Genomic DNA, 12,718 nt, shown 5'->3' on the forward strand with positions numbered 1-12,718 from the left:
CCTGTACAGGAGGACTTACACTTGATCAACGATAAAATTCGTGTGAGAGAGCTTCGTTTGGTGGGCGATAACGTAGAGCCGGGAATTTATCCGATAGACAAAGCAAGACAAATTGCTTCGGAACAAGATTTGGATTTAGTAGTAATTTCCGATAAGGCAGAACCGTTTATTGCAAGAATATTAGAATATAAAAAATTCTTATATGAGCAAAAGAAAAAGCAAAAAGAACTAAAGGCTAAGCAAATAAAAGTGGTCGTAAAAGAGATCCGTTTTGGACCTCAGACAGATGAGCATGATTATGAGTTTAAGAAAAAACATGCCGAAAAATTTCTTGAAGAAGGCTCTAAACTAAAAACCTACGTGTTTTTTAAAGGGCGTTCTATTATCTTTAAAGATCAAGGAGAAATTTTACTTCTAAAGCTTGCTCAGGAATTGGAGCACGTAGGAAAAGTAGACCAACTTCCTAAGCTTGAAGGGAAAAGAATGATTATGATGATGAGCCCTAAGAAGCCTGCGAAATAAGCAAATACAATGTTTTGATTGAGAAGATTTTGCTTACAAATCAAAACCGAAACATGTAAAAGAGATTTTTGATAGAAAGTCTCTTTTTGTATTGTTTAATTTTGTAATTTTGCAACCTCATTTGCGGAATACCTATTTAGTATGCATACATCATTCATGATTTTATTTTAAATAGTAATTCGCTTAGCTAAATGCTTGCATAGCAATTAGCTCTTAAAAAGATATTGATAACAAAAACATAAAAAAGCAGAACAATGCCAAAATTAAAAACGAAATCAGGTGCTAAGAAGCGTTTTGCTCTTACTGGTTCTGGTAAGATCAAAAGAAAAAATGCTTACAAAAGCCACATTTTGACTAAAAAAGAAACTAAGCAGAAGAGAAATCTTACTACTACTTCTTATGTAGCAAAAGTGGACGAAAAAAGCGTTAGACGTCAATTAGCCATTCAGTAGTTTTTATAAATCTTTGTCGGTTTATAGGAATTCAAAAAAATTCAAAAAATTTAACCCTGAATTGCAGCTCCAAAGTCTGATGAAACAAGCAGCGCTGAATTCAAAAAAACAATTACATTATGCCTAGATCAGTAAATGCAGTAGCTTCAAGAGCACGCAGAAAAAAAGTTATAAAGCTGGCTAAAGGTTTTTTCGGTAGAAGAAAGAACGTTTGGACTGTAGCAAAAAACGCGGTAGAAAAAGCAATGCAATATGCTTACCGTGGAAGAAAAGAGAAGAAAAGAAACTTCAGATCACTTTGGATTACTCGTATTAATGCGGGAGCTAGAGAACACGGAATGTCTTACTCTCAGTTTATGGGAGCTCTTAAAAAGAACAACATCGAATTGAACAGAAAGGTTTTAGCTGATTTAGCAATGAATCATCCAGAAGCTTTCAAAGCTGTTGTAGATCAAGTAAAATAATAAAAACAATTTTGTTATCAATATAAAATCCCGAGTTTTTTGCTCGGGATTTTTATATTATCTAAATTTGTTATAAGTAATTAAAATTTAAAGTGAAAAAAGTATTCTCTATTTTGTCTTTAGGCATGCTTGGTTTTTTTCAAAGCCAAACCTTTATACAAGCATATCAAGATCGAGCCAATCAAGTGACCCAAGCGAATATCACGAGTTTGCTTCAGCAGTTTTCTAATCTTGGAACAAAAACCACAGGATCTGTAGCCAATAATAATACGTTAACTTGGCTTACAAATCAATATTTAGCTTACGGATATTCTGCAAGCCAGATTACAGAAGATACTTTTACCTCTGGAAGCGCGACTTCAAAAAATTTGATTATAACAAAAACCGGAACTTTATATCCGGATATTTTTGTAGTTATTTGTGGGCATTACGACACAATAAATAGTCCAGGGGTAAGCGATAATGGAAGTGGTACTTCTATTTTATTGGAAGCCGCAAGAATTTTGAAAGATGTTCCCACTGAATATTCAATTAAGTTTATTCACTTTTCAGGTGAAGAGCAAGGTCTTCTAGGAAGTACTCACTATGTGAATAATGTGGTTTTTAATAATAACGTCCGCCAATTAAATTTAAAAGTTGTTTTCAATATTGATCAGGTGGGCGGCAAAATTGGAAACCCCAATTCCACCATAACGTGTGAAAGTGATATGAGTGGCCAAACTGCCAACAACGCACCGTCTCTGGCGATGACTCAGCAATTAGCAAACTGTACAACACTCTACTCTCCTCTTCAGGTCATCATGTCTAATGCATTTGCATCAGATTATATTCCTTTTGAAAACAAGGGAGATATCATCACTGGTTTCTACGAAACTCCTGTAAGTGGCAATCAGCACACGGTAAATGATACTTTTAACAATGTAGATCCGGTGTACGTTTTTAAGGTTGGGAAAGCAGCCGTAGGGGCGCTTCAGCATTTTGCTGTTGCCAATTTAGTTTTGGCAACAGATGAGGCAAAGCAGAATTTAGATACTTTTAAATTTTATCCCAATCCGGTAAAAAATACTTTATATGTTGAAACTCCCAAAGATGTAAGAAATTTTACTATCGAAATTACAGATATAACTGGAAAATTGATTTTGAAATCAGAAAACCAAAAAGAAATCAATATCTCAGGAATAGATTCTGGAAATTATATTGGAACGGTAAGTTGTAATGGCGAGAAAATTTCTAAAAAACTTATTATAGAAAAATAGTTTAGTTGTAATTTTCTTCTGTTTATTTTAAAAACCAAATATGAAAAAACTCATTGCTTTTTTACTTTTAGGAATAGCCTTAGAAAATATTGAGGCACAACATTTTATTCAAACCTATCAAGAACGTGTTAATTTATTGCAGCTTGAGAACATCACTTCTCATTTGAGAGAATTTGAAAAACTTGGAATAAAAACAACAGGTTCATCAGAAAATAACAAAGCATTGCTTTGGGTTAAAGATAAATATATTTCTTTTGGTTATAATGAAGATCAGATAATGGAAGATCCGTTTTCAGTGGGAAGAATGAAGTCTAAAAATCTTATTATCACTAAAAAGGGAACAAAATTTCCAGATAAATACATCATCATCTGCGGTCATTTTGACAGCATCAATGGTCCCGGAGTGAATGACAATGGAAGTGGTACATCTATCATTTTGGAAACAGCTAGGATTTTAAAAGACGTTCCCACAGAATATTCTATTAAATTCATCCATTTTTCGGGCGAGGAACAAGGGCTTTATGGCAGTAAGCATTATGCAAATGAAGTAGTATTCAATGGTAAACAACGTTTGATTGATATTAAAATGGTCTTCAATCTTGATCAGGTTGGTGGCAAGAAAGGGTTATTTAATGACACTGTTTTTTGCGATGAAGACCAAGGAGGAAGTTCCAAAAATAACGCGGCTTCTACTCAAGCTACAAAAGAACTGATGACGTGTACAACATTATACTCCCCTTTAAAAGCTAAAATAGATCCTGCAGAGCACAGCGACTACATTTCCTTCGAGAAAAAAGGTGAAGTAATAACCGGGTTTTTTGAGTATTTAAGAAGCGAACTGCCACATACAGAAAATGATACGTTTGCCAATACAGATGTGCAATATGTTTTTAATATTGGAAAAGCAACCATCGGAGCTTTGCAACATTTTGCAGTAGCAAGTAAAATTTCAGATGTGAAATAGGCTCATAAAAAATAAATTACAGATAATAATATCATCAGTTTTAAATTAATTATAAGCGAAACCTGCAGATTTGCAGGTTTTTCTATTGATTTCTATTCAGGAGAATTTTTTCTATTTCATTTAAAGAAAAGTTCTTCGCTTTCAACAAGATTAAAAAGTGATACAGTAAATCAGCAGCTTCATTTTTAAACAAATCTTCATTATCATCTTTAGCTTCTATAACCAATTCCACAGCCTCCTCGCCTACTTTTTGAGCCACTTTATTGATGCCCCTCTGAAATAAAGAATAGGTATAAGAATCTTCTACTTGATCATCAATTCGCTGCGCAATTTTGCTTTCCAATTCATACAAAAAACCTTTAGAATCTTTTTCACCAAAACAGCTGAAGCTTCCGGTGTGACAAACTGTGTTTTTTGGTATCACTTTAATTAAAATCGTATCCTGATCACAATCAATCTGAATATTTTTTACCGTTAGAAAATTTCCAGACTCCTCGCCTTTCGTCCATAATCTATTTTTAGAACGGCTGAAAAATGTTACTATTCCTTCGGTTTTTGTTTTGCTGAAAGCTTCTTCATTCATGTAACCAAGCATTAAAACCTGCAAAGTTCGCTCGTCTTGAATGATTACCGGAATCAATCCGTTTGTTTTATTAAAGTCTATTTTCATCTTACGTTGATATTTTTATTTTTGAGGTTATTTTTTAAGTCACCAATTCCAATTTCGTCAAAATGGAAAACGCTAGCGGCCAAAGCTCCTGTTGCTTTTGTGAGATTAAAAACATCTTCAAAATCTTCAGTTTTTCCTGCTCCACCAGATGCAATGACCGGGATGTTTACGTTTTCTGAAATTAGCTTCGTCAATTTCAAATCAAAACCATTTTTAGTTCCATCACTATTCATTGAGGTTAAAAGAATTTCTCCCGCACCCAATTCTTCTACTTTTTTTGCCCACTCTAAGGTTTTTAGATGAGTCATTTCTCTTCCACCTTTCACAAAAACCCAATCTTCGCCATTCACTATTTTTGTATCAATTGCTACAACTACGCATTGGTTTCCGAATTCTTTTGCTAATTCAGAAATCAGATAAGGGTTTTTAACAGCAGAAGAATTGATACTTATTTTATCGGCTCCCGCTTCTAGTAATTTTCTTACATCTTCAATGGAAGATATCCCACCACCCACTGTAAATGGTATACTAAGCTCTTTGGCAATATTTTCTACGAGTTCTACAAAAGTTTTTCGTTCTTCGATAGTTGCGGTGATATCAAGAAAAACCAGTTCGTCAGCGCCTTCATTTTCGTATTTTTTGGCTAAATCAATCGGATTTCCTGCATTGATCAGTCCTTCAAAATTAATCCCTTTCACGGTGGTTCCGTCTTTAATATCTAGGCATGGAATTATTCTTTTTTTAAGCATTTTGAATAAAATTTTGAAGTTGATTTAATGATATTTTTCCTTCATAAATAGCTTTTCCAATAATGGTACCAGCACATCCGATTTCTTTCATCAAATAGACATCTTCAATGCAGGAAATCCCACCACTTGCCACTAGCTGAACGGTTGTTTTATCCAAAATATCTTGATACAATTCTGTGGAAGCACCTTGCAACATTCCGTCTTTTGAAATATCTGTGCAAATTACATTCATAATGCCTTTCATTTGATAATCAAGAATAAAATCAATTACATTTTTATCACTTTCTTCCAGCCAACCAGCAGTTTTTATTTTTTTATTTTCACAGTCAGCTCCTAGGATTATTTTTTTTGCGCTGTATTTTTCTATTAATGAAATACAGAATTCGGGATTTTGAACTGCGATACTGCCTATGGTAATTTGTTTTGCTCCAGAATTAAAAGCTATTTCAATATCCTTATCAGTTTTCAGTCCGCCACCAAAGTCAATATGCAAAGAGGTTTTTTTAGCTAAATTTTCTAGTACTTTCTGGTTGATAATATGTTTTGATTTTGCACCATCAAGATCCACCAAATGCAGAAATTCAATTCCAGCCCCCTCAAACTCTTTGGCTACTTCGAGTGGATTTTCATTATAAATTTTTTTGGTATTGTAATCACCTTTTGATAATCTTACACATTTTCCGTCGATGATGTCTATGGCAGGAATAATTTTCATAAGTAGTTTTATTGTTTTTATAAATTATATACAATCGCTGTTTTTCATGGATTTTCTATTACCAATCATTGCGATTTCATCATTAAATTTTTAAGAAGTTTTTGAGTATTTGATTCCCGAATTTCCCTGACTTCTCTGGATGGAATTGAGTCGCAAAGAAATTATCTTTCTGCAAAGAAGCGCTAAACGGTAAAATATAATCACAAACTGAAGTCGTATGTTCAGATAATTCACAATAAAAACTGTGTACAAAATACAGATCACTTTCTTCTGAAATCTCTGAAAACAGTGGTGGTTTCAAATCTGAAACTGTATTCCAACCCATGTGTGGAACGAGATCAAGTGGAGGAAATTTTTTCACATTACAATCAAAAATTCCCAATCCTTCAGTATTTCCCTCTTCATTATTTTTACACATCAGTTGCATTCCTAGGCAAATTCCCAAAACAGGCTGCGTTAATGAGGGAATAAGTTGATCCAAACCTTTTTCTCTTAGCCGTTTCATCGTAGAAGAAGCTTCGCCTACGCCTGGGAAAATTATTTTTTCTGCGTTTTTTATCAATTCAAAATCATCGGTGATAATAGAATTTGCACCTAATCTTTCTAAGGCGTTCTGAACAGAATTAACGTTTCCGCCGTTGTATTTTATAATCGCTATCATCTTATAAACTTCCTTTGGTTGATGGTAAATTGTAATTTTGATCGGTCTGATTGACTGCCATTTTTATCGCTTTTGCAAACGCTTTAAAGACTGATTCAATTTTGTGGTGCTCGTTTTCTCCCTCAGATTTAATATTCAAATTGCATTTTGCAGCATCTGTAAATGACTTGAAAAAGTGGTAAAACATTTCCGTTGGTACGTCGCCAACTTTTTCTCTTTTAAAATCAGCTTCCCAAACCAACCAAGGACGGCCGCCAAAATCAATCGCCACTTGAGACAAACAATCGTCCATTGGAAGTAAAAAACCATATCTTTCTATTCCTTTTTTATTTCCTAAAGCTTTTAAAACGGCTTCTCCGAGAACAATTCCCGTGTCTTCGATTGTGTGGTGTTCGTCAACCTGCAAATCTCCTTTCACCTTTATTTTTAAATCTAAATTTCCATGTTTTGAAATCTGTTCAAGCATGTGGTCAAAAAAATGTAAACCTGTTGAAATTTCCGAATTTCCGCTTCCGTCAAGATTCACTTCTACATCGATTTCTGTTTCGTTTGTTTTTCTGAAAACTTTTGCTGTTCTGGGAATTTGCTTTAAATATTGATAGATTTCGCTCCAGCTTTTGGTTGTGCATTCAGCATTTTCATTTTCAATCTCATTAATAAAAATACTTTTTGATCCTAAGTTTTTAGCTAACTGAATATCCGTCAATCGGTCTCCAATTACAAAAGAATTTTCAAGATCATAATTGCCGTAAATATATTTTCCAAGCATTCCGATTTCAGGTTTTCTGTTGGGAGAATTCTCATGCTCAAAACTTTTGTCAATTAAAATATCATTGAAAACAATACCTTCATTTTCAAAAGCTTTCAACATTTTATCTTGTGGCTTTACAAAATCTTCAAAAGGAAAACTGTCTGTTCCCAAACCATCTTGGTTGGTTACCATAACCAATTCGTAGTCTAATTCCTTTGCTATTTTGGCTAAATTTTGAAAAACTCCCGGATAAAATTCCAGCTTTTCCAAAGAATCTACCTGAAAATCTGTTGGCGGTTCTATAATCAATGTGCCATCTCGGTCTATGAATAATACTTTTTTCATGTTTAAATATTTTTTAAAGTATTGATTAAAATTTCATTTTCATTTCGGTTTCCAACATTAATTCTGATGCAGTTGGGAATCTGAGGAAATCTTTTGCTGGTGAGAATTTCATTTTCAACCAATGTAGAATACACTTTTTCTGCATTTTCAAATTCAATAAGAAAGAAATTAGCATCTGTTGGATAAATTTTTGAAATGCATTTTACACTTAAAAGTTGATTTTTCAGCCAGTCTCGCTCCTTCAAGATTTCATTTAAATTATTTTGGAAATCTTCAATCTGATCTAATTTTTCTAAAACCAAATTTTGGCTCAAAATATTCACATTAAAAGGTGATTTTACCGTATAGATAAGATTGGTAATTTCTACTGATGAATAAGCAATTCCAACTCTTGCTCCTGCTAAGCCCCAGGCTTTTGAGAATGTTTGCAAAACAATCAAATTAGGATATTCGTTGATTAGTTCAAGACATGATTTTTGCTCAGAAAACTCAATATATGCTTCATCAACGACAACAATTCCTTGAAAATTCTTGATGTAAAATTCTATGTCACTTATTGAATTCCCTGTTGGATTATTGGGCGAACAGATAAATAATAGCTTAGTTTGATTTTCTTTACTACTATTTAGAAAATCCTCCTTTACAATTTCAAACTTTTCATTAAGATTGAGTGGTAGTACTTTATTTTCATTAATGGATGCGTAAAATCCATACATTGCAAAAGAAGGATTCATCACCAAGACAGAATCTTTCTTTGGTTCACAGAAAATTTTTATAATCAAATCAATTAATTCGTCACTACCATTTCCGAGGGCAATCTGATTGGCTGCAATGTTTTTAAAAGCTGATATTTTATCTCTTAAGTTTTTGTGCGTAGAATCCGGATAGCGATTAAATTCACCAAACGGGCTCTCGTTAGCATCCATCATTAAAGGTTTTATAAACTGATTGTTATCTCTGAAACTGATGTATGGTTTCAGTTCCTGTATATTTTTTCTAACAAATTTTTGAATATCTAATGTTGTCATAAGTTTATTTTAATCTAATGGATACTGCATTTTTGTGTGCAAAAAGTCCTTCTGCTTCCGCCATCAATTCAATAGTTGTTCCTAAATTCTGCAAGCCTTCTTTTGATAAATTCTGAAACGTAATTTTCTTCACAAAACTATCTAAAGAAACGCCGCTGTAATTTTTGGCAAAACCATTGGTAGGAAGCGTGTGATTTGTTCCGCTGGCATAATCTCCGGCACTTTCACAAGAATAATTGCCGAGAAAAACCGAACCTGCATTTTGAATTTTTTCAATATAATTTTCAAAATTTTCAATGGCTAAAATCAAATGTTCGGGAGCATACAAATTGCTGAATTTCAAAGCTTCATCCATAGATTCTAAAAAAATAAAGTGGCTGTTTTCCAAAGATTTATTTGCAAATATGTTTCTTGGAAGTTCATTTACTTGTTTTTCTACCTCCTGAATTGTTTTATTTAAAATATTGAAATCTGTTGAAATAAAAATCACTTGACTGTCGCTTCCATGTTCAGCCTGAGACAATAGATCTGCTGCACAAAACTCTGGGTTAGCATTTTGGTCGGCAATAATCAAAACTTCACTCGGTCCCGCAGGCATATCTATGGCCACCCCAAAATTCTGAGCAAAATCCTTTGCTGCAACTACAAATTGATTACCCGGACCGAATATTTTATACACATTCGGAATAGTTTCTGTACCGAAAGTCATTGCTGCTACTGCTTGTGCACCACCCACTTTGAATATTTTTGAAACTCCGCAAAGTTTTGCAGTGTAAAGAATTGCGGGGTTGATATTTCCATTTTTATCTGGAGGTGTGCACAAAACAACTTCATTGCAACCCGCTAATTGAGCCGGTATAGCGAGCATCAAAACCGTAGAAAATAAGGGAGCTGTTCCGCCGGGAATATAAATTCCTACTTTTTCGATGGCACGGCTTTCTCTCCAGCAAATTACACCTTTTGTTGTTTCAATTTTTTCAATTTCTACAATCTGAGAAGCATGGAATTTTGTTATATTTTCTTTTGCAACCTGGATTGCTTTTTTTAAATCTTCGGAAATTAGATTTTCTGCAATATCAATTTCTTCTATGGTTGTCTGTAACTGATTTATTTTAGCAGAATCAAATTTTTCAGCATAATTAATCAAAGCTTGGTCTCCATTTTTTTGAACTTCTGTAAAGATTTCTTTAATGGTTTCTGAAATTTCATTATTTTTAAAAAGCGGTCTTTTTACGAGTTCAAACCAAGTTTCTGTTTTAGGATTTTTGTAAATATTCATCTTAAATAACCATTTTATCGATTGGAATTATCAAAATATCTTGCGCTCCGTTTAGTTTTAATTCGTCAATGACATCCCAAAAGCGTTCTTCGTCAATAACAGAATGAATACTGCTCCATCCTTCTTCAGCGAGGGGAATTACTGTAGGACTTTTTAAAACAGGTAGCACATTGGAGATTTCTGAAATCTTATCATTAGGAACATTCATCAGAATATATTTTGAATTTTTTGCCTTCAAAACTGCTTTAATTCTGAATAATAATTTGTCTAAAATTTCTTCCTGCAATGTATTCAGATTGATGTTTTTTGCTAAAACAGCTTCGGATTTTAAAAGGGTAACGGTTTCTCGCAATCCATTTTTAAATAAAGTACTTCCTGAACTCACAATATCGCAGATTCCGTCTGCTAATCCTATGTTTGGAGCAATTTCTACAGAACCTGAAATCACGTGAATATCTGCCTGAATATTATTTTCGCGTAAATATTTTTTTAATGTATTGGGATAAGATGTAGCTATCTTTTTTCCTTGAAAATATTGGGGTTGGTCTGTATCAATATCTTTAGGAATGGCTAAGGAGACACGGCATTTGGAAAAGCCTAGTTTCTGTACAATCTCGTTTTGTTTTTGTTTTTCAGCGAGAAGATTTTCACCAACAATAGCAATGTCAACTACTCCATCTTCCAGATATTGTGGAATGTCTGAGTTTCTAAGGTACATAATTTCCAAAGGAAAATTATCTACCAAAACCTTAAGTTGGTCTTTGCCGTTGTTTACAGATATACCACAATCCTTGAGGAGCTGAAGAGATTCTTCGTATAAACGCCCGTTTTTCTGAATAGCAATTTTTAATTTACTCATTACTTTAAAAGATTTTGTCTGAGTAAATAAAGGTGATTAATGAGATTTCACAGAATTGTGGAAATAAAAAAAACCGTCTTATACTCAGACGGTTTTTAATTTATTTTTATGAATTCAACACAAAATATCAATCACTTCCGCCTTAGCTGAGATGATGATAATGATGAAGTGTTGAGAAATTCGGTTTCATTTTTTTGAATATTGTGATGCAAATATATAACTTATTTTTAAACTTCCAAGAAATTTATAAAATAATTTTTTGATAAAGATTCATCAGCTCATTCGCAATAGGTTCATCATTGAACTTTTGTACAAACTCAAAACCCTTTTCTGCACGGCGTTTTCTTTCAGATTCGCTGTTCCATAGAAATTTTATTTTTGATTTTAAATCTAAATAATTTTTTGGGTCTATGTAAACAGAATCTTTACCTCCGGCTTCTGGGAGGCAACTTGTGTTGCTTGTAATTGTAACGGTTTTTGAAAACAATGCTTCAATAACAGGGATTCCGAAGCCTTCAAAAAGACTTGGGTAGACAAAAATATCTGCAAGCTTGTAAATCACAGCCAGTTCATCCATGGAAACGCCTTCCAGAAAATGAATTTGCTTTTCTATTTTATTTTTTTGAGTATAATTTTTTATTTTTTTGAAATATTTTGTTTTTCTTCCAACAACAACCAAAGGAATATTGGTTTCATCGATAGCTTTTATAATATTTAAGAGGTTTTTGCGTTCTTCAATTGTTCCTACATTTAAGATAAATCGTTCTGGTAAATTGAATTTTTGTTTGGTTTTATGAATGAATTCTTGAGCCTGATTTTCTTTAAAAGCTTGATGACAACCTTGGTAAATAACTTCTATTTTACTTTCAGGAACTTTTAAATAATTAACAATATCTCGCTTGGTTTGTTCTGAAATGGCAATTATTTTATCCGCAGATTCGGCTGCTTTTTTAAATTTCCAAAAGTGAATTTTTCTATCAAAAAATGAGTAATATTGGGGATATCGCATGAAAATTAAATCATGAATTGTAACTATTTTTTTGATCGGATTTTTATTCCATCTTAAAGGTAATTCACCAGATAATCCGTGGAATATATCTGCGTTTTCAGCTTGTGCATCTTTACCCATTTTAAGTTGACGGGAAAATTTTCCTTTTGAAGATTCTATAAAGTGAACATTTTTTTGTTCCAAGATTTCACTTCCTCTTTCGGACTTATTTTTGTTGAGTAAAAAGAATTCATTTTCCGGAAAATATTGAGATAAAATTCTTACCAAATCACGGGAATAGTTGCCTAAACCTGAAGTATTGTGAAAGAAACGTTTGGCATCAAATGCTATCTTCATTCTCGGGTTTTATAATATTTTGTGTGAGTTGCTTCCTCTTCCAGTGTTCAGATTTATCACTGTAAAGAAAAAATTTGCCCATTTTATATTTAAATTGCATTTTATTGTCATAATGTGGCGCTAAAAAACGGTGAGGAATATTGGGGTTTTCTGCGAGACATTGTTTTATGGAGTCTGTATAAACTGTAGGACCTGTGGTCTTATGAACGTTGTGAGGATGCGGATTGTTTTTGATATTATCCAGAATATTCTCTAATGTTTTTTGTAAAAATGGGTGTCCGGCTTGGTAAACCAGACCCCATTGTACATAATATGTTGGCGGAATTTCATCCGTAACTAAAGCAACGTCGTTTTCACGAATGAAGTCTCGCAAAGGGCTATTAATTCCACTATCTATATCCAGATAAACGCCGCCTTTTTTGTATAAAATGGCATATCTGAAAAAATCTGCTTTAGCAGCTCCGATGGTTAATCTATTATAAGCTTTAAAATATTCAGGAGGAAACTCATCCTTAAAAAACGACTGGATTTTCTCGTCATCATAAAAATGATATTGATATTCAGGGTTTTTTTTGAGCATTCTTTTAATGTAAAACTTCGTAATCCAAGGAAGTTTATGGGTTTTAAAAGTTTGAAATATTTGCTTGGGAATTGCCAT

Annotated in this window: 15 protein-coding genes; 5 read left to right on the top strand and 10 right to left on the bottom strand. The window is 33.2% G+C overall.

Annotated elements, in window-relative coordinates; all coding sequences use genetic code 11:
• The first annotated feature begins 21 nt into the window (after positions 1-21).
• The 5 genes from infC (at position 22) to BW939_RS06800 (ending at position 3,658) form a co-directional block, all read left to right on the top strand.
• Positions 22-522, top strand: coding sequence for a translation initiation factor IF-3 (gene infC, locus BW939_RS06780; protein ID WP_185115863.1), 501 nt, complete (start codon positions 22-24; stop codon positions 520-522).
• A gap of 254 nt (positions 523-776) precedes the next feature.
• Positions 777-974 (top strand): 50S ribosomal protein L35, encoded by a 198-nt coding sequence (gene rpmI / locus BW939_RS06785; RefSeq protein WP_076451096.1) that lies wholly within the window; start codon positions 777-779, stop codon positions 972-974.
• A 119-nt stretch (positions 975-1,093) separates the two neighbouring features.
• Positions 1,094-1,438 (top strand): 50S ribosomal protein L20, encoded by a 345-nt coding sequence (gene rplT / locus BW939_RS06790; RefSeq protein ID WP_076451098.1) that lies wholly within the window; start codon positions 1,094-1,096, stop codon positions 1,436-1,438.
• A gap of 92 nt (positions 1,439-1,530) precedes the next feature.
• Positions 1,531-2,694, top strand: coding sequence for a M28 family peptidase (locus BW939_RS06795; RefSeq protein WP_076451100.1), 1,164 nt, complete (start codon positions 1,531-1,533; stop codon positions 2,692-2,694).
• A gap of 40 nt (positions 2,695-2,734) precedes the next feature.
• A complete protein-coding gene (locus BW939_RS06800) occupies positions 2,735-3,658 on the top strand; it encodes a M28 family metallopeptidase (protein ID WP_076451102.1) in 924 nt (307 codons plus the stop codon).
• An 82-nt stretch (positions 3,659-3,740) separates the two neighbouring features.
• On the opposite strand, the gene hisIE is transcribed toward BW939_RS06800, so the two are convergent.
• From hisIE to BW939_RS06850, 10 genes are all read right to left on the bottom strand, one after another.
• Positions 3,741-4,328 (bottom strand): bifunctional phosphoribosyl-AMP cyclohydrolase/phosphoribosyl-ATP diphosphatase HisIE, encoded by a 588-nt coding sequence (hisIE, locus tag BW939_RS06805; RefSeq protein ID WP_076451104.1) that lies wholly within the window; start codon positions 4,326-4,328, stop codon positions 3,741-3,743.
• Positions 4,325-5,077, bottom strand: a complete 753-nt coding sequence (hisF, locus tag BW939_RS06810) for an imidazole glycerol phosphate synthase subunit HisF (RefSeq protein WP_076451107.1) — start codon at positions 5,075-5,077, stop codon at positions 4,325-4,327. Before hisF ends, hisIE begins: the two co-directional genes overlap by 4 nt.
• A complete protein-coding gene (gene hisA / locus BW939_RS06815) occupies positions 5,070-5,792 on the bottom strand; it encodes a 1-(5-phosphoribosyl)-5-[(5-phosphoribosylamino)methylideneamino]imidazole-4-carboxamide isomerase (RefSeq protein ID WP_076451109.1) in 723 nt (240 codons plus the stop codon). Before hisA ends, hisF begins: the two co-directional genes overlap by 8 nt.
• Before the next feature lie 82 nt (positions 5,793-5,874).
• The gene (gene hisH / locus BW939_RS06820) at positions 5,875-6,453 is read right to left on the bottom strand and encodes an imidazole glycerol phosphate synthase subunit HisH (protein WP_076451111.1); all 579 of its coding nucleotides are present in this window, start codon (positions 6,451-6,453) and stop codon (positions 5,875-5,877) included.
• A gap of 1 nt (position 6,454) precedes the next feature.
• Positions 6,455-7,549: a bifunctional histidinol-phosphatase/imidazoleglycerol-phosphate dehydratase HisB gene (gene hisB / locus BW939_RS06825; protein WP_076451113.1), complete on the bottom strand. Its 1,095-nt coding sequence runs from the start codon at positions 7,547-7,549 to the stop codon at positions 6,455-6,457.
• A gap of 2 nt (positions 7,550-7,551) precedes the next feature.
• The gene (gene hisC, locus BW939_RS06830; RefSeq protein ID WP_076451115.1) at positions 7,552-8,577 is read right to left on the bottom strand and encodes a histidinol-phosphate transaminase; all 1,026 of its coding nucleotides are present in this window, start codon (positions 8,575-8,577) and stop codon (positions 7,552-7,554) included.
• 4 nt (positions 8,578-8,581) lie between these two features.
• The gene (gene hisD / locus BW939_RS06835) at positions 8,582-9,856 is read right to left on the bottom strand and encodes a histidinol dehydrogenase (RefSeq protein WP_076451117.1); all 1,275 of its coding nucleotides are present in this window, start codon (positions 9,854-9,856) and stop codon (positions 8,582-8,584) included.
• Between the two features lies 1 nt (position 9,857).
• On the bottom strand, positions 9,858-10,715 hold the full coding sequence (gene hisG / locus BW939_RS06840; RefSeq protein ID WP_076451119.1) for an ATP phosphoribosyltransferase: 858 nt from the start codon (positions 10,713-10,715) through the stop codon (positions 9,858-9,860).
• 244 nt (positions 10,716-10,959) lie between these two features.
• Entirely contained in the window at positions 10,960-12,060 is a 1,101-nt protein-coding gene (locus tag BW939_RS06845; RefSeq protein ID WP_076451121.1) for a glycosyltransferase family 4 protein, read from the bottom strand.
• Positions 12,044-12,718, bottom strand: coding sequence for a glycosyltransferase family 32 protein (locus BW939_RS06850; RefSeq protein ID WP_076451123.1), 675 nt, complete (start codon positions 12,716-12,718; stop codon positions 12,044-12,046). The genes BW939_RS06845 and BW939_RS06850 overlap by 17 nt, the downstream gene beginning before the upstream one ends.

Source organism: Chryseobacterium piscicola, from assembly GCF_900156685.1.
Lineage (GTDB): Bacteria > Bacteroidota > Bacteroidia > Flavobacteriales > Weeksellaceae > Chryseobacterium > Chryseobacterium piscicola.